The sequence below is a fragment of the Hyalangium versicolor genome (assembly GCF_020103695.1).
Lineage (GTDB): Bacteria > Myxococcota > Myxococcia > Myxococcales > Myxococcaceae > Hyalangium > Hyalangium versicolor.
Genome location: NZ_JAHXBF010000030.1, coordinates 32459 through 52276, shown reverse-complemented (window position 1 = coordinate 52276; position 19818 = coordinate 32459). Strand labels below are relative to the sequence as shown.

The window sequence follows — 19818 nt, the reverse complement described above, 5'->3', positions numbered from 1 at the left end:
CGAGGAACTGACCTACGTAGCGGAACCAGCGGCGGTGGGCGTGGCGGCGGGGATGTCCAGCACCATCCGCGTGCCGCTCCCCGGCTGGCTCTGGACCCGGATGCTGCCGCCCCAGGACTCGACGAGCTGCCTCACGACGGGCAGGCCCAGCCCCGTGCCGGCCCCCGTGGGCTTGGTGGTGAAGAAGGGCTCGAAGATGCGCGTGAGCACCTCCTCGGGCATGCCGGCGCCGTTGTCCTGCACCCACGCCTCGATGCGGCCCTCGGGCGCGGCGCGCACGCCGATCTCGATGCGAGGCTCACGCCGGTCCGCCACCGCATCGGCCGCGTTGCTCAGCAGGTTGAGGAACACCTGCTGGGCATGCACCTTGTTGGCGCGGATCAAACAGGCCTGCTCGGGCATCACCAGGTCCACGATGGCGTGGCGGGTGCGCCCGGTGAGCCGCAGCATGCTGCGCACCTCGTCCAGCGTCCGGCAGAGATCCAGCTCCAGCACCCCGCTGTCCTTGGGACGGGAGATGTTGAGGATGGTGCGCGCCAGCTCGGTGATGTGGCCGCCCACGTGCATGAGGATGTCCCGGATGTTGAGGATCTCCTCGGTGGTGGTGGCCGGCGCCTCGAGCGCGCCGCGCATCACCTGGGCGATGTTGTTCAGCTCGTGGCTCACGCCCGCGGCGAAGGTGCCCAGGGTGGCCAGCCGGTCCGCGCGCAGCAACTGCTGGCGCAGCTCGTCCACCATGGCCAGCGCCCTGTCCCGCTCGGAGGCCACGAGCTGGTGGTAGTCACGCACCTTGAGCAGGTTGGTGACGCGCGCCCTCAGCTCCGCGCCGTGCACCGGCTTGTGGAGGAAGTCGTCGGCCCCCGCCTCGAGCCCCCGGACGATGTCGCTGCGCCCGTCCAGCGCGGTGATGAGGATGATGGGGATGTAGTCCGCACCCAGCCGGGAACGCAGGCGGCGGCACACCTCGAAGCCGTCCAGGCCCGGCATCATCACGTCCAGCAGCACCAGATCCGGCGGCTCGCGCTCCACGGAAGCCAGGGCTTCTTCCCCATTGGCCGCGAACCGGATGGAGTGCCCCGTGGGAGATAGCAGCGCCGCAACCGTGTTGCGGCTCGCGGTGTCATCATCGGTGATGAGCAACCGCCGAGGTGAGCTCGAGGACCCCTGCACTGCCGTCGACGGGGAGGAAGGCTTATCTGGCATTTTACAATGTTTTTAACACGACTTCCGGGGATCAAGCCACCTGCACCACGGATCCAGAACAGCTCCCGAAACCTTCTATTCACGATGGGTGAGGATGAGACGCATCAAGACGGATTCCCCCGGACCACCCGTGACGTTTGAAACGGGTGGTTCACGGCCTGAAGGGCAGGCGCGCGGGCCTCGGCGCGAGAGCTTACGCACTGCGGCGAGACGCTCGCGCGGCCCCTCAGGGCTCACCCACGAGCCGCCGGGTTCGAGCTCCACTGCTGCACGACCCTGAGGACATCGGCGAGCCGCACGGGCTTGCTGAGGTAGTCATTGGCGCCCGCGGACAGGCACCGCTCGCGGTCCCCGGGCATGGCCAGGGCGGTGAGCGCCACCACGGGCAGGTGGGCGATGGCAGGCTCGGCTCGCAGGCGCTGAATGGCCTCCAGCCCGCTCATCCTCGGCATCTGGATGTCCATCAGCACCACGGTGGGGTTGACCTCCCGGCAGAGGCGCAGGGCCTCCTCGCCGTCCCTCGCGATGACGACGCGGCAGCCGTAGGCCTCGAGGTAGTCCTCCAGGTGCTGGGTGTTGGCCTCGTTGTCGTCGGCGATGAGCACCGTGCAGTCGAGGCTGGTCGCCGGCCGCCGCGGAGCCGGAGCTCGGGGCGCGGCCACCGGGGGCAGAAGGGCCTCGGCAGCCTCCGGCTCCCTCACGGGCAGCACCACGGTGAAGCGACTGCCCTTGCCCAGCTCGCTCTCCAGCTCCAGCCGCCCGTGGTGCAGTTCCACCAGGCGGTGCACCAGGGCGAGCCCCAGTCCCGTGCCCTCGTGGCGGCGGTTCAACCCCACGTCGAGCTGGACGAAGGGCTCGAAGATGCGCTGCCGATCCGCCTCGGCGATCCCCGGCCCGGTGTCCCAGACGGTGAAGGCCACTTCACCGCCAGACCGGGCCGTCACCTCCAGGCCAATGCGCCCGCCCTCCGGCGTGAACTTCTGCGCGTTGCTGAGCAGGTTGAGCAGCACCTGGCGCCACCGCCGGCGGTCCGCCCACACGCACGTGCCGGCGGCATCGCTGCTGTAGGCCACCGTGATGCCCTTGCGCCGAGCCTGCTCGCGCACCAGGCGCAGGCTCTCCTGGCACACCTCGTCCACCGTCACCACCTCGAGCGCCACCTCCAGATGCCCCACGGAGCTCTTCGAGATGTCGAGCACGTCATTGATGAGCGACAGCAGGTGCTCCCCGCTCTCCTCGATGGTCTTCAGCGCGGCGCGCTGCTCCTCGGTGACGGGGCCGAAGATGCCATCGGCCATCGCCTCCGACTGGCCCAGCACCGCGTTGAGCGGCGTGCGCAGCTCATGGCTCATATTGGCGAGGAACTCGTCCTTCAGCCGGGCCAGCCGCTCCAGGCGCTGGTTCTCGCGAAGGACCTCCTGGGCCGCCTCGCGATCCTTGCGCTCGGTGATGTCCGCATGGAAGCCGGTGACGCGCACGCCCTGGCCCCGCGCATCGCGCCCCACCACGCCGTAGCTGGCGATCCACCGCCACGAGTCATCCCTCGCGCGCATGCGGAACTCGTGCGTGAAGCGATCCCCGCTGGCCGGATCCCTCACATGCCGGTTCATCCCCTCGAGCACGCGCTCGCTGTCCTCGGGGTGCAGGCGGCTCACCAGCGTCTCGAATTGGTTGGGCAACTCCGAGTCCTCGTAGCCCAGGTGCGCCTTCCAACCGGGCGAGAAGTACACGGAGTTCGCGGTGACATCCCAGTCCCACAGGCCGAGCTGGCCCGCGCTCACCGCCAGCTCCAGCCGCCGGTTGGTCTCCTGGAGGAGCTCCTCCACGCGCCGCCGCTCGGTGATGTCCACCGAGATGCCCAGCACGAAGGTCTCCCCGTTGGGTGCATCCAGCGGGCGCTTGTGCGTGTCGCACCAGAACACCTTCCCATCCGGCCGGGTGACGCTCTCCTCCAGGCGCACCACCGAGCGGGTGTTGAGCACGCGCTGGTCCACCTCGTCGTAGACCTTCAGCTCCTCCTGGATGTCATGCACATCGGCGTTGCGGGCCAGCACGACTTCATCCGGCGTCGTGCCGAACAGCTCCCCCACCGCCTTGTTGACGAAGATGAAGCGGCCGCGCCGATCCTTCACGAAGATGAGGTTGGGGTCCGCGTCGAAGATGGAGAGCATGAACCTGCGCTGCTGCTCGATGACGTCCCCGTACGGGTGGATCAGCCGGCGGGTGATGCGCCGCTCCCAGGCGCTGGGCACCTCTTCCTGCTGCGCCCTGGACGCGCCGCGCACCAGCAGCTCCCCACCCTCGAGCCGGCGGCGCTCCAGGCGCCAGGCGGAGGACTCGGTCCCCTCGTCCGCCGGGCGACACCACTCGAGGCTGTCCTCCGAGCCCGACAGCAGCCGGCGCGCCACCTCCGCGCTGAAGAGCTCCGTCAGCGTGCGCCCCTGGGGCTCGGTGTTGAGGATGCGCTCACTGCCAGGGCTATAGGAGGTGACGGCCCCCTGCGAGTCGGCGAGCAGCCAGAGCGGAAACCGCGCCGCGACAGGCTGGACCGCGTTCATGGCTTACCCCCCGCCGGGATCGCCACCACCATGCGGGTGCCACTCCCCAGCTGACTCTGGGCATGGATGCGTCCCCCCCACCCCTCGACGATCTGCTGGACCACGGGCAACCCCAGCCCCGTCCCGACTCCCACCGGCTTGGTGGTGAAGAAGGGCTCGAAGATGCGAGCCATCACCTCCTCGGACATGCCCGGGCCGTTGTCCTGCACCCACGCCTCGATGGCTCCATCCGCGGTGACGCGAACCCCCGCCTCGATGACGGGATCGCGCCGGTCCGCCACCGCATCGGCCGCATTGGCGAGCAGGTTGAGGAACACCTGCTGGGCGTGCACCGGGTTGGCGCGGATGAGGCAGGGCTCCGAGGGCACCACCACGGACACCCGCGCATGCCGCGTCCGCCCGGTGAGCCGCAGCATGTTGCGCACCTCCTCCAGCGTCCGGCAGAGATCCGTCTCCGGCAGGTGTCCATCCGTGGGGCGGGCAATCCGCAGGATGGTGCGCGACAGCTCCGAGATATGGCCGGCCACATGCGTGAGCACGTCCCGAGTAGACGGCTCCTCCACCGAGCCCTCGCCCTCCTCTCCGGGCTCGGGGGGCTCCACGGCGGCGCGCAGCACCTGGGCGATGTTGTTCAGCTCATGGCTCACGCCGGCGGCGAAGGTGCCCAGCGTGGCGAGCCGGTCCGCCTGCAGAACCTGCTGGCGAAGCGAGTCGACCGTCGCCAGCGCCTGATCCCGCTCGGCGGCCACGAACCGGTGGTAGTCGCGCACCTGGAGCAGGTTGCCAACACGGGCCCTCAGCTCGGGGCCATGGAGGGGCTTGCGCAGGAAGTCGTCGGCGCCCGCCTGCAGTCCTTCGATCATGTCGCTGCGCCCGCTCAGCGCGGTGATCAGGATGATCGGGATGTAGTCCTCACGAAGGCGCTCGCGCAGGCGCCGACACACGTCCAGCCCATTCATGCCCGGCATCATCACATCCAGCAGGACGAGATCGGGCTGCTCCTCGCTCACCAGGGCCAGGGCCTCCGCCCCACTGGAAGCAAACCGGATGCGGTAGCCCACGGGCGCCAACTGGGCCGCGACCGTGTTCCGACTCGCCGGATCGTCATCCACGATGAGCACTCGCTGCAGGACAGGTGCTCTGCCCTCAGGAGCCGAAATGGATGACGCAGTGTTTCCAGGCATGTTGGATTTTTATATCAAACATTGCTCGACCTACCCAAACCGGGAGCGTCGCAACCTGAAGCTGTGAAACATTCAACTCCAGCAAATAAGGTTCATCCAGCAAACACAGACATTCCTAGTCGGCTCCGAAAAATTTGTATCGTCAAATTATTACGCTTACATTGCATTTCAAATGCGCTCGCCCTCTCGCTCCCCTGATGTCATCTGGGATGTCACGTATGCGTGCCCTCTGCGCTGCACGTATTGTTACTCAGAGTCAGGGCGGAGAGCGTCCCGCCAGTTGGGGTTGGCGGACATGCTTCGCGTGGCGGATGCGCTCATCTCGCTGCGGCCGCCCTCGGTGCAGCTGAGTGGGGGCGAGCCGCTGCTCGTGAAGGGGCTCTTCCAGGTCGCCGAGCGCTTTCACGCGGCGGGCATCCCGGTGGCGCTCTACACAAGCGGCTGGCTGCTGGAGCCGGAGATGATCCCGGAGATGCTCCGGCTCTTCGCGCAGATCCACGTCAGCGTGGACGGAGCGACGGCCCGGATCCACGAGTCCATCCGGGGCCGGCCGGGCAGCTTCGACCGGGCCATGAGAGCGCTCACCTTGCTGAACGACGCGGCCCGCGAGGAGCGGGAGCGCACCGGCAGATCCATCATGCTCGGAGTCGACTGCGTGGTGGTGCAGAGCAACTTCCAGCAGCTCGAGGCGTTCTGCCGCGAGCTGGTCCCCCGCTTCCCGGAAGTGAAGTTCGTCTTCTTCGGGGCGGCAATCCCCGCGGGGCTGGGCAACCGGCAGGGCTTCGCGGACCGCGAGCTGCTGACGGATGAGCAGCTGCATCACCTCACGAGCCCCAACACGCTCAAGCACCTGCGCTCGCTGCTGCCCGCCTCGGTGCGGCTGAGGATGACGGACGGGCGTTGGCTGCAGATGCATCCCGAGGATGTCGCCAGGGACAGAGCCGCCCGCTACCTGATGCAGATCGAGCCGGATGGAGACGTGCGCGGCATGGCCGTCTACGAGGGCACCGTGGGCAATCTCCTCGAGGAACCCGCCCAGGTGCTGTGGGAGCGCGTGTTCGAGCGGCCCGAGGATCCCTTCGTGGTGGAGCTCCTGAGGCCCGTGCGCACGCGGAAGGAGTGGGCCCAGGCCGCGCGCCGCATTGACTACCACTTCGGCTCCGAGGAGGTCCGTGCCCGGATCGACCAGCGGCCGGACTACCCCGCCCCGCGTCCGCCCATCACCCGCATCGATCCCCCCGCGAGCTGGGAGAAGAAACCGGATCACCCGCAGCTGCCTTGATGCGGCGCCCTTGCCTCCGAGGCGCTACTCGGGAGGCAGGGTGATGGTGATGAGAGTGCCCAGGCCGAACTGGCTCTCCGCCTGCAGAGTGCCCCCCAGGCTGGTGATGATGGCGTGGCTCACGGACAGCCCCATGCCGAGGCTGTTGGGGCGCGTGGTGAAGAAGGGCTCGAAGAGGCGGGCCAGCACCTCGGGCTTCATCCCCTCGCCGGTGTCCTCCACCTCCACGACGATGTGGCCGGCCGGGCTGGTGCGCGTCCTCACACGCAGTACGTTGCGCGCGGCGTCGCGGTCGGACATGGCCTGCACCGCGTTGAGCAGCACGTTGAGGAACACCAGCCCCAGCCGCGCCTCGTCCGCCTCCACCAGCGGCACGGGCTGGAAGTCCCTCTCCAGGCGGGCGCGGTGGCGCAAGTCATTGCTGACCAGCTTCAGGCTGCCCTCCAGCACCTGGTGCACGTCCACCCACGCGCGGTTGGCGGGGGATTCGCGCACCAGCAGGTCCAGGCTCTGGATGATCACCCGCAGCCGGTCCGCGCCGTCCCAGGACTCGCCCAGCGCGGCGAGCACCTCGTCGAACTCATCGAGCGTCTCCTCGCGTGGATCGGCGCGCAGCGCCTGGCGCAGCCGTTGGATCTCCTCACGCGCGAAGGAGAGGTTGGCCATCAGGTAGGCCAGGGGATTGTTCATCTCATGGCCCACGCGCCCGGCCAGGGTGCCCAGGGCGGCCATGCGATCGGAGTGGAACAGGCGCGCCTCCATCTGCTTGCGCTCCGTCACGTCCTTGGCGAACACCCGGATGACGCCGGCCTCCTCCATGGAGAAGACCACCAGCTCCCAGTGACGCAGGGCGATCTCCACCACCGGAGGCGCATTCCGCGCCGCGCCGGCCTCGAGCCAGGCCTTCGCCGCCACCACCAGCGGGTGGTGCGAGCTGAGCACCATCAAGTCCGGGAACGCCTTGTTCGCGGCCGGGTTGGCGTAGTGCAGCACGCCGTTCTGCCCCAACTCCAGCATCGGCTCGGGGTGGAGCAGCGGGAAGGAGGCCAGCCGGTACAGCTCCGTCTCCAGCGCGCTCTGCTCGGTGATGTCACGCACCAGCAGGGCGGTGCCGGGGGGAGGCTCGCCCGCGGCCGAAGGCTGGGGCGTGGCCTCGGCGGCATACAGGCGCATCTGCCTGTCCACCTCCAGGCGATACTCGGCCCGGCCGCCGATCCCATGGTGCCGCGCCGCGCGCGCCAGCGCCTCCAGCGGAGCAGCCGCCTCCGCGGGCAGCACATCACTCAGCGTGCGGCCCTTCTTGCGATGGAGATCCTGGCCGAAGACCGAGCCCGCGGAGGAGCTCAGGCTCTGGAAGCGCTCCTCGTGATCGAGCTCCGCCGCCAGGTACTCCGCGCGCTGGGTCCGCAACGGCGGAGCCCCCTGCCCCTGGGAGGCGAGCGCGAAGCCGTCGATCATGAAGAGCCCGAGCAGCGGCTCCAGGCCCATGCCCTCCTGGGTGAGCCCGGTGAGCGCGGCCATGATGGAGACGGCATCCGCCTCGGACAGCCGGCGGGTGAGGATGATGCCGTCCGAGAGGGTGGGCTCGGTATAGGCGAAGGGGGTCAGCAGGTGCTCGGAGGCGCCCACGCGCTGGGACAGGGCCGCGCGCACGGTGACTTCATCCGGATGGGTGATGAACAGCGAGGTGACGTCCGCCGCGCCATTGAGCACGGCGAGCAGGGCGTTGCGGTAGCTGCCCACGAAGCGCTGCTCGGCGAAGACGTCCTCGGGCGACAGGGCTCGGTTCTCCAGGTAGCGCCGGGCCAGCAGATAGCCTCCGGTGGAGAGCGGCGCGACCCAGGCAGCGCGCTTGCCCTTCAGCGTCTCCAGGGTGAGGGGCTGAGCCGCCCGGCCAATGAGGGCGGCGTGGTAGTACAGGCGCCCGGCGCGCACGGCGCGGAGCACGGCATGGGCCTGGGACTCGAAGGCGTTGCACTGCTCGGCGGTGGCCCAGGCCATGTCCACGCGGCCCGCGGCGAGCTCCTCCTCCACCATCTCGTAGGTGCGCGCCACCTCCACCACGATGGGACGCCCGGCTCGCTGGGACAGCAGTCTCCCGAAGAACTCGATCCGGACGTGCTCCTTGACCTCACCCAGCGAGGGGTAGATCAGGAATCGGATGGGAGGACTCAGCGATGACAAACCATTCTCCTGCCCTCGGGTCTCCCGAAGACCCGCGGCTGCCGCTATCCGAGCATGCCGAACGTCTCGCCGCGAATACACGATGATCGATGATCTCGGCGCTCCGGCCCACACCCTTCACCCGCACCGTAATACCGCGATCTGAGAAGAAGTCACTGGCGACCCGGCCCTCTCCCAGAAGAGTACGGGAAGGAGGGCGGCAGGAGCGTCAGTGCAACTTGGGCGGACGAGCCCCCGCCTCACGCGTGACGCGAGGCTTGGGGGTTACCATGCGGGCGACGCCGTAGAAGAGCTGCTCCTCGGTGTACACCTTGCGCACGCGCGAGTGCCCCGGCACGTAGGAAGGGCCTGGGCGCTCCAGCCACTGCAGCACCCGCACCTCGCCGCGGTAGGCGAAGGCGGCCTTCAGCTCCGCGGGACACTCCTTGAAGTAGCGGCGCACCAGCGGCCGCAGGCGCCGGGAGAAGTACTTGCCCAGCACGTCGTGCCGCCGTCCGGCGTGCAGCGTCCCGTCGAAGCGGCGCGAGCAGTGGAAGAGCTCGTGGATGACGGTCTCGATGCGCGCCCGGGCGGTGGAGCCGCGGAAGAAGAGCGGGCGCAGGGTGATGCAGTACAGCATGCGCCGGCCGCGGATGCGGATGATGGGCTTGCGGCGGCCGGTCCGGTCCATGCTCTTGCCGCCGCGGAAGCACAGGGGCTTCACCGTGCCGCGCGAGGCCCGGCGCGCCTCACCGGCGACCACGAGGATGCGGCTGGCCTTCACGTGGCTGAACTCCGGCATCCGGACGGCGATGTCTCGGATGAGGGCGCGGAGTGCCTTGTTGAGGTTGGGGCGACGTGGGGCCACGAGTGGTGGACAGTCTAGCGGAAATCCTCTTGGGAGCAGCCCGGGAGGCCCGCACAATGTTCCCTGTGAAGCCCTTCGCCCTCGCTGCGTCCCTGGTCCCTGCCCTCCTGGTCACCCTCTGGCTCGGCTGCGCCTCGGCGCCGGCCCGACCGGACAACCCTCCCGTCCTCACCCTGCAGGAAACCACGGTCCCCCACCAGGCGCTGACGGACGCCACCGTCCGCTACGCCGGTCAGGTGGAGAGCCCCGTGCCCGGCGTCATCGAGAAGGCGGACTACGAGCTCGTCTCCGACGGGCAGGTGGTGAAGACGGGAACGGCCTCGCTCAACGTCCCGGTGGCAGCGAACCAGCCCACCTCCTTCTCCTTCGAGGAGCGCGCCCCCTACGTGCGCGGCCCGGAGGACCTGAAGACGCTGAGCGAGCGCGGCGGCTCGATGCTGCTGGCGCTGCGAGGCACCCTGACGGTGCGCTCGGGGCAGAACGTGGAGACGCTCCCGTTCGCCGCCTCGCGCTCGGTGCGGGTGCCCCGGCTGCCCGAGGTGGTGATGGACAGCATGGATGCGGCGCGCTACTCGGCCACGGAGGTGAACCTCACCTTCCGGGTGGGCGTGAAGAACCCCAACCCCTTCCCGCTGCGCGTGGACCAGCTCAACTACGAGCTGGTGGTGAACGGCAAGTCGCTGGGCACGGGGCAGTTGGCCAAGGCGGACACCGTGGACGCGTCCGCGGCGGGCGTGTACCCATTGGAGGCCTCGGTGTCTCCGGCCACGTGGGGGCCGGAGGTGAAGCAGCTCATCGCCAAGAACGTGCTCACCTACACGCTCAAGGGCGAGCTGGCGGGCCCCCTGCTGAAGGTGCCCTATTCGCTCGAGGGCACCGTGCGGCTCAACGTCTCCAAGTAGCGGCTGGCTCCGGTAGCATTCGGCCGTGCCCATCTACCTGCTCGACCCCGACGATCCGGAGCTCTTCCCCCCGCCCGAGAAGGCGGACCGCAGCGGCGTGCTGGCAGTGGGTGGGGACCTGAGCCCGGAGCGGCTGTTGTCCGCGTACTCGCGCGGCATCTTCCCCTGGCCCGTGGAGGGCCAGCCGCTGCTGTGGCACTCGCCGGATCCGCGCTTCGTGCTGGAGCCGGCGAAGCTGCACGTGGGCCGCAGCCTCCGCAAGACGATGAAGGCCGGTGTCTACGAGGTGCGCTGGGACACGGCCTTCGCGGACGTCATCTCCGCGTGCTCGGAGACGCCGCGTCCGGGGCAGAACGGCACGTGGATCACCGATGACATGCGCGAGGCGTACATCACGCTGCACCAACTGGGCTTCGCGCACTCCATCGAGGCCTGGGAGGGAGACCGGCTGAAGGGAGGCCTTTACGGCGTCTCGCTGGGAGCGGCCTTCTTCGGCGAGAGCATGTTCGCGCATGGGCCGGATGCCTCGAAGGTGGCCTTCGCCACGGCCGTGGAGCGCTTCCGGGAGTGGGGCTTCCACTTCGTGGATTGCCAGGTGGAGACGGAGCACCTGGCCCGCTTCGGCGCCGAGCACTGGCCGCGCCGCCGCTTCCTCACCGCGCTGGTGAAGGCGTTGAAGGAGCCCACCCGCCGCGGCCCGTGGACCTGAGCCGGGCGTCCGGCTCCGCCCTTCACGCACGCGAGCTCACTCCGAGGCCTGGGGCCGATTGCGGCCCTTTCCTCCCTGGGATCGCGCCTCGCGCAGGAGTTGCCTCGCCACGGCCTCGGCGGTTCGAGGCTTCACACACTCTCCCGGCCCCAGGTGTGTTTTGTACAGAACAGGATCCGGAGCGCAGATCAGCGCCTTCTTATAGGAGGCGCCGAGCACCTCGGTACCGAGCCGCCGCACGTCCTCCCAGTTGCCAGCCTCCTTCGCCAGGAGGGCGAGCCGGACCTGGGCCTCGGGCAGCAGCGACTCGGTGTCCTGAAGGGGCTCGAAGGGTGACGCTTCCAGCCCCTCGATTCCGAGGCCATACAGACGCGAGGCCCGCTGCGCATCCCGCTTCTTCTCGGCGATGGCGCCCAGAAGGACCAAGGCCTCGGGACAACCGGTCTTCAGGCTGGACTCGGCGCCGTCGCTCATATCGGGCAGGAGCGCCGCCACCTTGCGTGAGTCCTCGAGGATGGACACCAGACTGCGCGCGGCCCCGGCGCGGACCCACTCGCTCGTGTCCGTACAGAAGGGCAGCACCTGCCAGAACGCCAGGAGCACCTCGAGCTCGGCCACCCGGAGGAGCACCGTGTCCCGATCGCGCAGGGTCTTGTCCTTCTGGAGGAACATCTGGCCGAGCTGCTCCGCCGTCCCACCCCTCGTGAAGAGATGGTGGAGCGCGGCGGCACGGACATGCTCCAGCGGGTGCTGTTGCTCGAGGATGCGCACCGCGTAGGTGCCCGCTTCCTCCTGCCTCCGCTCCCCGAGCGCCCGGAGGATGCTGGCGTCCCGTTCCGGAGCTTTCGGTGGGAGCTGGCTCAGGCTCCGGAGCTCCGCGTCCGTGCCACTCGCGCCCAGGCCCGCCGCGGCGATGGGGAGCACGGAGCGGGGAGTCTTGGGATCCCTCAAGACCTCCAGCCAGAAGAGAGGCAGATCGGCGGGCATCTTCGAACGGTCGCCTCGAGACACCGTCCACAGCTCATCGGCGATGCGCACGCGCTCGAGCAGGGACTCCTCCTGGCGGTACATCCGGATGAGTTCCGGCGGAGTCTGAAGGATGAGCGAGGGGTAGCGGTGCATGCCCGCCATCAAGGAGACCTCGAAGGTGACGTACCGGGAAAGGCGGGCTCCGCCGACGGGAGCCTCCACGGGGGACACGAAGATGAACGTGTCGCCCTCCACCCTCGCATCCCTTACCCACTCCCGGGTGGGACACGGGCTGGGGAGACGCTGGATCTCGGAGCGAGTCAGCACGTTCTCGAAGGACCAGAAGCCAGAGATGTTTCCAAAGGTCCCTCCATAGAGGGTGAACTTCGCGAGGCGCCGCCGGATGACGAGAACCGCGGATCCATCCCGAGTGAGGAGCACATCCTCGGCGGGGACGAACTCTTCGATCGGAGTCGTCCAGAGGACCTTGCCCTTCCTTCGATACTGGAGGCTGAGGGGAGAGCTGGACCCCAGCTCCGGCTGCAGGCGCTTCATGCTCAGCTCGACGCGTTGATCCTCCGTCCGCTTCGTCCAGGGAATCGAAGGAACAGGTTTGCACGCCAGCGCCACACCTGGCCCGAGCAGGGCCAGCAGCAGCACCACCAGGACCGCTGGCATCGCGCGTGGGAGCATGGCCCGAAAGGCTATCGCCCTGTTCACTCCCCTGTCATGCCGGTGCCCGGTTGCCTTGACGGAAGCAGTAGCGGGTTTGACACTGCCTCGGTTCTTCCCAGGAGCCTCATGCCCTCTGACGCCAATCCGCCTCCCGTGCAGGTGCGTCCCCTCGTGGCCCGACGGGAGCTGGCGGACCTTCCCTTCCGTCCAGGGGCGAAGGCGACGGCGGTGCTCTCCCCGAACTCCAAGGCCGTGAAGGAGCCCAGCGGCATCGTCTTCCACCCCACGAGAGGGACGCTCTTCGTCGTGGGAGATCATGGGGACGTGGCGGAACTCACGCGGGATGGACAGGTGCTGCACCAAACCCGCATCAAGGACCACGGCTTCGAGGGCGTCACCGTGGGGCCCGACGGCCGCGTCTTCGTCATCGAGGAGAAGAAGTCTCCGAAGCTGTACGCGCTGGACCCCGACTCGCTGGAGATCCAGGCCGAGTACGAGGTGGAGACGAAGCTCGAGGGCAAGCGGGTGATCGGAAAGCACGGGAACAAGAGCACGGAGGGGCTGTGCTACGTGCCCGAGCAGCGGGCGTTCTACTGCATCAACCAGCACCCTGCCCGGCTGGTGAAGCTGGACGTTCCGCTCACCGAGAAGGAGGGTAAGGCCCGAGCCGTGGAGGTGATCGATCTCTCGGACATCGTCGAGCACCAGGCCTCGGACGTCACCTATGACACGGCATCAGGCCACTTCCTGATCACCGAGTCCGGCAGCGGCAAGGAGGAGGGCCGGGTGTACGAGCTGACCCGAGAGGGGAAGCGGGTGCGGGAGGCGACCGTCCCTGGTGCCCGGGCCGAGGGGCTGGCGCTCGATGGCTCCGGCCGCGCGTTCATCGCGGATGACGCGGGAGGCGTGCTCCGCGTCGATCCGTGACCTCAGGCGTCCGGCGAGGGCACGGCGTAGAGGTAGATGGGAGTGCGGTACAGGTCATCGACCATGAGCGTGCGCAGGGGCTTCCATCCTCGGAGCGCGAAGGTGTGGCTGAGGACTCGCGTGCCCGGCGGCAGCTCCGCAAGGAGCTTGGGGGCCAACCGGGTCATGGCTCCCGGGAAGAGGTAGCAGACGACAAGGGCGGCGTCGGAGAAGGAGGCGCGAAAGAAGTCCTGGCGCTGGAGCTCGAGGTTGGAGCGAGGGGCGAGGCGCTGGCGGAGCCAGCAGAACGCGAACGGGAGCGGGGACAGTTCGAAGGCCACCACCCGGGCCCGGGGACAGCGGTCCGCCAGGGCGAAGGCCAGCGTTCCCCAGCCACAACCGAGTTCGAGGATCGTTCCCGAGAGGTCCGACTCGATCAGGGGCAGCAGTTGGCGGCGGACCTTGCCCAGGGTGGGCATGGGGGAGATGCCGGTCCGCAGCGTCGAGAAGACGATGGACAGCATGGCTCCCAGGAGGAGTGCTCCCAGGAGCAGAACGAGAGCCTCCGTCACTTCGCCGGAGCCCCACGTTTGCGCTTCACCGGCTTCTCCGCGGCCTCGACCGGTACCAGCCCCGCGTCCACCGGCTCGGTGCCCGCGTCAGGTGTGGCCTCGGGGGCATCAATCGTCACGCGGTCCTCCAGGGGCACACGGCCCACGGACTGGCGGAACAGCTCCCAGAGCGCGCGCCGATGGGCATCGGGCGAGGCCTTTCCCTGAAGGATGATGCCCGCGCCGCTGTAGCGAGCCTCCAGCCCCAGCTCCTTCAAGCGCGGAGAGAGCGCCGAGAGCTGCTCCTGGAGCACGGGGAGTTCGAAGGTGACCTCGAGCTCCCGCGCGAGCCAGGCATCCGTCCGGAAGAGGTCCAGGAGCGCCTTGCGACAGGCCGAGTCCTTCACGGAGACGACGAGTGAGCGCTCGGCCCCCTCGTTCACCTGGAGCCCTGGGCAGACCTTGCGGGCAGCGGCGAGCAACTCGGGAGCAGCCTCGGGCGTGGGCCGGACCCCGGGCGCGGTGACGACCAGGCGCCACACCCCCATCTTCCCCTCCGCATAGAGGAGCATGAGCGTCCGCCCCGGACGCTTGCCGGTGATGAGGAGCTCATTGCTGCCGGAGAGCAGCTCCACGGAGGCCACGGAGGGGTCCTCCACGTCCACCCACTCCACGGCGGTGAGCTTGTGGAAGCGGTCCGCACCGCTCTCCAGGGGGAAGACCAGGTCCACCGGCCACGCAAGGGCCCGGAGGGGTAGCAGCAGGAAGGTGGCGAGCAGGATGCCCCCCAGCCCCGTCCTGAATGGCACAGGTGCGGACATCGGGCCTCCGGCGAAGTGGTATGACCCCTTAGCACAGGTTAAGAAGGGGGCTCCATGCCTACCTGGGCCCTCTGGGTCGCCTGTCTGGCCCTCTGCTTCCTGCGCGCGCTGGTCGCCGCCGCCGAGTCCGCTCTCTACGGCACGTCCGACCTGCGTGCCCAGGAGCTGGCGGAGACGAACGGCAGCGCCGGCAAGCGCGTGCTGCGCCACAAGACCGAGCGCGAAGCCACCGCCACCGCGCTGCGTCTGGGCAGTGTGCTCTGTGGATTCCTGGCGGCGGCCATTGGCGCACTGGCGCCCCCGCGGATGCTGGACTTCAACCGCCTGGGGGACGACGCGTGGCTGCCGGTGGCCACGGTGACGGCCGGAGCCCTCTTCGTGGGCGTGCTGGCCAGCCTCATGGAAGTGACGATGCGCGGCCTGGCCAACGCCGGGTCGGACCGGTGGGCGCTGCGCCTGTCCTGGCTCGTCTCGGTGCTGGTGTTCCTCTTCTACGCGCCCATGCGGGTGCTGCTGGGCATGCTGAACCTCGTGGCGCGCACCTTCGGCCGCACGCTGCGCTTCGAGCCCCCGCCCCCGCCCCTGGACGAGTTGGAGAAGCTGCTGGCGGCGCAGGCAGCCAACAACGAGGTGGACAAGAGCGCTCCGCAGCTCATCCGCTCCATCTTCGAGCTGTCCGACAAGCGCTGCCGGGATGTGATGGTGCCTCGCACCGAAGTGATTACGGTGGAGATCTCCACCCCGCCCATGGAGGTGCTGCGGCTGCTGGCGGAGGAGAACCACTCGCGCATCCCGGTGTACCGGGATGACGAGGACCACATCGTGGGCATCCTGCACGCCCGGGACTTGATTCCGCTGCTCCAGCATCCGGAGCTGATCGTCCTGCAGGATGTCATCCGCCCGGCGAACTTCGTGCCGTGGATGAAGCCCATTGGCGACCTGCTGCGAGACATGCAGAAGAAGCGCATCCACATGGCGATGGTGGTGGATGAGTACGGCGGCTTCATGGGCATCGTCACACTGGAGGACATCCTCCGGGAGATCGTCGGCGACATCGGCGACGAGTTCGAGGTGGACGAGAAGCTGGTGGAGAAGCAGGCCGACGGCAGCTTCATGGTGGACGCGGCGCTGGAGGTGGAGCAGTTCACCCAGACGTTCGGCTTCGAGCTGCCCGAGGGAGACTTCGACACGCTGGGAGGCTTCCTCTCATCGCTGGCGGGCCACCTGCCGGACGTGGGCGAGCGCTTCACCTATGGCGGGCTGCAGTTCACCGTCGCGGCGAAGGAGGGCGCGCGCATCGATCGGGTGCGGGTGGTCCGGCCCAAGGGGGCGACCGCCAAGGACAAGGATGGCCGCGGAGAGGCTCGAGCCGAACCGGCGACGGGAGACGGGCGCTCCGAGCCAGCCTCCGGGGGAGATGGGCGCTCCGAGCCCCCACCTCCAGCGAAGTTCTGAGCCCACCTGCCCCTCACTCCAACAGGGGCTCGGGAGGAGGCAGCCAGGGCACCTCCATCACCCGCTCCACGCGGAACGCGGCCCGGCGCTCCGTCCGCGGGCCGTACCGCAGCAACCCCCCTCCCATCAGCTGGACCTGATGGGAGAGACGGGACGCCGTCCCCGGTGCACCCTGGGCCGTGAGCGGGAAGGACACCTCCACCGACTGCGCCCGTCCGTCCTCGCCCACCGGCACCTCCACCTGCTGGAGCCCCTCCGCCAGCCGGCGCCCGTCCACCGCCAGGTCGAAGTCCACGCCGATGAGCAGCGCCGGATCCGAGGACGGGTTGCGCACCTCCAGCTTCAGCGCCAACAGGCCCGTGCCATCCGGCGCGAAGCGCAGATCCAGCGCCTCCACGCGCACGGCCGCGTCATAGGCGTCGTACCGCCAGGGCACCCCGCGGCACCCGGTGAGCAACAGCAGCCCCAGCACCACCCCGAGCGCGCGCATCACCCGCCCAGCAGCGGCCGCAGCGCCTCCACCGAGAGAGGCCAGCCTGCACGCTGGGCCATCACCTCGAGCGCCTTGATGAACTCCGCGGCCGTCTGGAACCGCCGCGTCCTGTCCGCGAACAGGGCCTTGCGCACCACCTGCACCGCGTAGTCCGGCAGGCCCAGGTTGAGCGAGGACAGCAGCGGAGCCTTCGCGTCCCGCACCCGGAGCATCAGCTCCGACTCGCCGCCCTGCTCCGTGCCGTACAGCCGCCGGTTGGCGAACAACTCCCAGAGGATGACGCCCACCGCGTACAAGTCACTGCGCGAGTCCACCGACTGGCCCAGCACCTGCTCCGGGCTCATGTACGCCACCGTGCCGCGCAGCGCCCCCGAGTCGCCCTGCATCACGCCCTCCACCTCGGCCACGCCGAAGTCGGTGAGCTTCACATCGCCCTGCACGCCCAGGAGGATGTTGGTCGGGTTGACGTCCCGGTGGACGATGTTGGCCCCGTTCTCCCCCACCTTGGCCCGGTGGATGTAATCCAGCGCCTTGAGCACGCACCAGGCGATGTAGCAGGAGGCCTCCGGGGGCATGGAGGTGCCCACCTTCATGAGCAGCCCCTGCATGAACGCCAGGGTCCGCCCGCTCACCAACTCCTGCACCATCAGGTAGTCCGGCCCCGCCTTGAAGAGGCGGAACGTGCGGACGATGTTCGGGTGACGCAGGCGGACGGTGAGCTTGGCCTCGTCCACGAAGGACTTCACGTACGCCGCATCCGCCCGGAAGGACGGGTGGAGCCGCTTGAGCACCACCTCCTCGGGCTCGCCCGGAGAGCGCTGCGACGCCACGCGGGCACGGGCCTGGTACACCTCGGCCATGCCGCCCACTGCCAGGCGGCCGATGACTTCGTACCCTCCCAACTCCAATGCTTCCGCCACGATCGTGAGCCTACCGCGCCTGTCCCCGACCTACTATTCCTTACGCAGGGAGAAGAAGAGACTCTCATACCTACGGGCTGACACGGCCCAGGAGAAGTCCCTTTCCATCCCCCGGCGTCGAAAAGCCTCCAGGCGCTGGGGGTCCGCATACAGCGCCAGCCCCCGGCGGACGGCCGCCAGCAGGGCCGCGGGGTGGAAGGCCTCGAAGAGGATGCCGTTGCCGTCCAGGCCCCCCTCCACCGTGTCCACCAGCCCCCCCGTCGCCCGGACGATGGGCACCGTCCCATAGCGCAGGGAGTACATCTGGTTGAGCCCACAGGGCTCGTACCGGCTGGGCATCACGAAGAAATCCGCCCCCGCCTCCACCAGGTGGGACAGGGCCCGGTCGAAGCCAATCTGCACCCCCACCTGCTTGGGGAAACGGGCCTGTAGCTCCCTCAGGCCGTGCTCGTAGTGCCCCTCGCCGCTGCCCACCGCCACGAAGCGCAGGTCCGCCTGCAACGCCGTGGGTAGGACATCCAGCAGCAGGTCCACCCCCTTCTGCCACGCCAGCCGGCTGACGATGCCCAGCACCGGCGCATCCCCCTCCGGCAGCCCCATGCGCTTCAACAGTTCGCGCTTGCACGCCGCCTTGCCCGCCATGTCCCCCACGCTGTAGCGCGCCGGCAGCAGGCCGTCCGTGGCTGGGTCCCACTCGTGCACGTCGATGCCGTTGAGGATGCCCACCACCCGCCCCTGCTGCCGCTTCAGCAGCCCGTCCAGGTTGCAGCCCAGCTCCGGCGTCTGGATCTCCTTGGCGTAGGTGGGCGACACCGTGGTGATGGAGTCCGAGAACACCAGCCCCGCCTTGAGGAAGTTCACCGTGTCGTAGAACTCGATGCCGTCATGGGAGGTGAACAGGTCCCACGGCAGCCCCAGCTCCCCCATCACGTCCTTGCTGTACTGCCCCTGGTACGCCAGGTTGTGGATGGTCATGACGCACCGCGCCCTGGACAGCGGCGTGTGCTGGAAACCGCGCTGGAGCGCCACCCCCGCCAGCCCCGTCTGCCAGTCGTTCAGGTGGACGATGTCCGGGATGAACTGGAGCCGCTGGGCCGCCTGGAGCGCGCCGATGCTCAGATAGGCGAAGCGCCGGTGGTTGTCCCCGAACTCGCCGAACGCATCCCCATAGATGCCGGTGCGGTTGAAGAACCGCTCGTTCTCCAGGAAGAGCACCTCGAGGCGCTCCGCGATGCGCACCGAGAGGATGGGGCCACCCTCCTCTCCGAAGGGGAAGCGCAGCTGCAGGGAGTGACCGGTAGGTACCAACCGAGGATCCTTCACCTCCGCATAGCGCGGAGTGACCACCTTCACGTCATGGCCGAGCGCCGCCAGCGCCGCGGGCAGGGCACCGGCCACGTCCCCGAGTCCACCCGTCTTGGAGAAGGGGGCGACCTCCGAGGCGATGAAAAGGATTCTCATTCCCGAAACATGCCGTGTGGAGCCTGTGAGTCAACCTTAAGAAGAAGCGCGAGTGCGGTCTTCCCTGGCCGGGTGGGATTGTTAGGGTGGGTGATATGGAACTGCCCCAGGATCCCATCGAGCGCTTCGCCGCCATCTATGAGCAGGCCCGGAAGGCCATCCCCGTGGACCCGAACGCGATGATCGTCGCCTCGGTGGGGGATGACGGCCGGCCCTCGGCGCGGGTGGTGTTGCTCAAGGACTTCGATGCCCGCGGCTTCGTCTTCTTCACCAACTTCGAGAGCCGCAAGGGGCGCGAGCTGCAGGGCCACCCGGCCGCGGCGCTCGTCTTCTACTGGGCCCCCCTGGAGCGGCAGATCCGCATCGAGGGACGCGTGGAGCGCGTCACGGATGCCGAGGCGGATGGCTACTTCCACAGCCGGGCTCGGGGCAGTCAGATTGGCGCCTGGGCCAGCCAGCAGAGCCAGCCGCTGCCCTCGCGCCAGGTGCTCGAGGAGCGGGTGGACGCGCTCACCCGCCAGCACGAGGGCCAGCCCATTCCCCGTCCGCCGCACTGGTCGGGCTTCCGGGTCATCCCGGATCGCATCGAGTTCTGGCACTCGCGCCCCAACCGCTTGCACGAGCGCCTCGTCTACACGCGCACCGGCTCCGGCTGGAGCACCGAGATGCTCTACCCGTGAGCGCGAGCCCCGGGCCCA

At 68.8% G+C, this 19818-nt stretch carries 17 protein-coding genes; 6 read left to right on the top strand and 11 right to left on the bottom strand.

Going from position 1 to position 19818, the window contains the following annotated elements:
- Positions 1 to 12: 12 nt before the first annotated feature.
- The 3 genes from KY501_RS43380 to KY501_RS43370 form a co-directional block, all read right to left on the bottom strand.
- Entirely contained in the window at positions 13 to 1140 is a 1128-nt protein-coding gene (locus tag KY501_RS43380; RefSeq protein WP_224370225.1) for a sensor histidine kinase, read from the bottom strand.
- 296 nt (positions 1141 to 1436) lie between these two features.
- On the bottom strand, positions 1437 to 3761 hold the full coding sequence (locus KY501_RS43375; protein WP_224370223.1) for a hybrid sensor histidine kinase/response regulator: 2325 nt from the start codon (positions 3759 to 3761) through the stop codon (positions 1437 to 1439).
- The gene (locus tag KY501_RS43370) at positions 3758 to 4873 is read right to left on the bottom strand and encodes a sensor histidine kinase (protein ID WP_309243043.1); all 1116 of its coding nucleotides are present in this window, start codon (positions 4871 to 4873) and stop codon (positions 3758 to 3760) included. Before KY501_RS43370 ends, KY501_RS43375 begins: the two co-directional genes overlap by 4 nt.
- A gap of 244 nt (positions 4874 to 5117) precedes the next feature.
- Here KY501_RS43370 and KY501_RS43365 point away from each other — a divergent pair, with 244 nt between their 5' ends.
- Entirely contained in the window at positions 5118 to 6227 is a 1110-nt protein-coding gene (locus tag KY501_RS43365; RefSeq protein ID WP_224370219.1) for a radical SAM protein, read from the top strand.
- Positions 6228 to 6251: 24 nt separating this feature from the next.
- Here the strand turns inward: KY501_RS43365 and KY501_RS43360 are convergent, their stop codons facing one another.
- Positions 6252 to 8411 (bottom strand): PhnD/SsuA/transferrin family substrate-binding protein, encoded by a 2160-nt coding sequence (locus KY501_RS43360; protein ID WP_224370217.1) that lies wholly within the window; start codon positions 8409 to 8411, stop codon positions 6252 to 6254.
- 208 nt (positions 8412 to 8619) lie between these two features.
- Positions 8620 to 9258 (bottom strand): putative metallopeptidase, encoded by a 639-nt coding sequence (locus KY501_RS43355; protein WP_224370215.1) that lies wholly within the window; start codon positions 9256 to 9258, stop codon positions 8620 to 8622.
- 56 nt (positions 9259 to 9314) lie between these two features.
- On the opposite strand from KY501_RS43355, the gene KY501_RS43350 reads away from it, so the two are divergent.
- Together KY501_RS43350 and aat are read left to right on the top strand one after the other, a co-directional pair.
- Complete coding sequence (locus KY501_RS43350; RefSeq protein WP_224370213.1) at positions 9315 to 10160, top strand: LEA/WHy family protein; 846 nt, start codon at positions 9315 to 9317, stop codon at positions 10158 to 10160.
- 25 nt (positions 10161 to 10185) lie between these two features.
- Positions 10186 to 10869 (top strand): leucyl/phenylalanyl-tRNA--protein transferase, encoded by a 684-nt coding sequence (aat, locus tag KY501_RS43345; RefSeq protein WP_224370211.1) that lies wholly within the window; start codon positions 10186 to 10188, stop codon positions 10867 to 10869.
- Positions 10870 to 10905: 36 nt separating this feature from the next.
- Here the strand turns inward: aat and KY501_RS43340 are convergent, their stop codons facing one another.
- Positions 10906 to 12531 (bottom strand): hypothetical protein, encoded by a 1626-nt coding sequence (locus KY501_RS43340; RefSeq protein WP_224370209.1) that lies wholly within the window; start codon positions 12529 to 12531, stop codon positions 10906 to 10908.
- Between the two features lie 108 nt (positions 12532 to 12639).
- On the opposite strand from KY501_RS43340, the gene KY501_RS43335 reads away from it, so the two are divergent.
- On the top strand, positions 12640 to 13440 hold the full coding sequence (locus KY501_RS43335) for an SdiA-regulated domain-containing protein (protein WP_224370207.1): 801 nt from the start codon (positions 12640 to 12642) through the stop codon (positions 13438 to 13440).
- Positions 13441 to 13442: 2 nt separating this feature from the next.
- On the opposite strand, the gene KY501_RS43330 is transcribed toward KY501_RS43335, so the two are convergent.
- Together KY501_RS43330 and KY501_RS43325 are read right to left on the bottom strand one after the other, a co-directional pair.
- Entirely contained in the window at positions 13443 to 13991 is a 549-nt protein-coding gene (locus tag KY501_RS43330) for a class I SAM-dependent methyltransferase (RefSeq protein WP_224370205.1), read from the bottom strand.
- Positions 13988 to 14791: a pilus assembly protein N-terminal domain-containing protein gene (locus KY501_RS43325; RefSeq protein ID WP_224370203.1), complete on the bottom strand. Its 804-nt coding sequence runs from the start codon at positions 14789 to 14791 to the stop codon at positions 13988 to 13990. The genes KY501_RS43330 and KY501_RS43325 overlap by 4 nt, the downstream gene beginning before the upstream one ends.
- A gap of 54 nt (positions 14792 to 14845) precedes the next feature.
- On the opposite strand from KY501_RS43325, the gene KY501_RS43320 reads away from it, so the two are divergent.
- Positions 14846 to 16246 (top strand): hemolysin family protein, encoded by a 1401-nt coding sequence (locus KY501_RS43320; RefSeq protein ID WP_224370201.1) that lies wholly within the window; start codon positions 14846 to 14848, stop codon positions 16244 to 16246.
- A gap of 13 nt (positions 16247 to 16259) precedes the next feature.
- Here KY501_RS43320 and KY501_RS43315 read toward each other — a convergent pair whose 3' ends face one another.
- From KY501_RS43315 to glgA, 3 genes are read right to left on the bottom strand one after another with little or no spacing between them, the layout of a single operon-like run.
- Complete coding sequence (locus KY501_RS43315; RefSeq protein WP_224370199.1) at positions 16260 to 16736, bottom strand: LEA/WHy family protein; 477 nt, start codon at positions 16734 to 16736, stop codon at positions 16260 to 16262.
- Complete coding sequence (locus KY501_RS43310; protein WP_224370197.1) at positions 16736 to 17659, bottom strand: serine/threonine protein kinase; 924 nt, start codon at positions 17657 to 17659, stop codon at positions 16736 to 16738. Before KY501_RS43310 ends, KY501_RS43315 begins: the two co-directional genes overlap by 1 nt.
- Before the next feature lie 33 nt (positions 17660 to 17692).
- Positions 17693 to 19120, bottom strand: coding sequence for a glycogen synthase GlgA (gene glgA / locus KY501_RS43305; RefSeq protein ID WP_224370195.1), 1428 nt, complete (start codon positions 19118 to 19120; stop codon positions 17693 to 17695).
- Between the two features lie 95 nt (positions 19121 to 19215).
- Between glgA and pdxH the strand changes: the two genes are divergently transcribed.
- The gene (gene pdxH, locus KY501_RS43300) at positions 19216 to 19800 is read left to right on the top strand and encodes a pyridoxamine 5'-phosphate oxidase (protein ID WP_224370192.1); all 585 of its coding nucleotides are present in this window, start codon (positions 19216 to 19218) and stop codon (positions 19798 to 19800) included.
- Positions 19801 to 19818 lie beyond the last annotated feature (18 nt).

Excerpts from the sequence above, each read along its gene's own strand:
- KY501_RS43325 (WP_224370203.1), bottom strand. The coding sequence starts at position 14,791 with ATGTCCGCACCTGTGCCATTCAGGACGGGGCTGGGGGGCATCCTGCTC.
- KY501_RS43375 (WP_224370223.1), bottom strand. The coding sequence starts at position 3,761 with ATGAACGCGGTCCAGCCTGTCGCGGCGCGGTTTCCGCTCTGGCTGCTC.
- KY501_RS43350 (WP_224370213.1), top strand. The coding sequence starts at position 9,315 with ATGTTCCCTGTGAAGCCCTTCGCCCTCGCTGCGTCCCTGGTCCCTGCC.
- pdxH (WP_224370192.1), top strand. The coding sequence starts at position 19,216 with ATGGAACTGCCCCAGGATCCCATCGAGCGCTTCGCCGCCATCTATGAG.
- KY501_RS43315 (WP_224370199.1), bottom strand. The coding sequence starts at position 16,736 with ATGCGCGCGCTCGGGGTGGTGCTGGGGCTGCTGTTGCTCACCGGGTGC.
- glgA (WP_224370195.1), bottom strand. The coding sequence starts at position 19,120 with ATGAGAATCCTTTTCATCGCCTCGGAGGTCGCCCCCTTCTCCAAGACG.
- KY501_RS43340 (WP_224370209.1), bottom strand. The coding sequence starts at position 12,531 with ATGCTCCCACGCGCGATGCCAGCGGTCCTGGTGGTGCTGCTGCTGGCC.
- KY501_RS43335 (WP_224370207.1), top strand. The coding sequence starts at position 12,640 with ATGCCCTCTGACGCCAATCCGCCTCCCGTGCAGGTGCGTCCCCTCGTG.
- KY501_RS43320 (WP_224370201.1), top strand. The coding sequence starts at position 14,846 with ATGCCTACCTGGGCCCTCTGGGTCGCCTGTCTGGCCCTCTGCTTCCTG.
- KY501_RS43365 (WP_224370219.1), top strand. The coding sequence starts at position 5,118 with ATGCGCTCGCCCTCTCGCTCCCCTGATGTCATCTGGGATGTCACGTAT.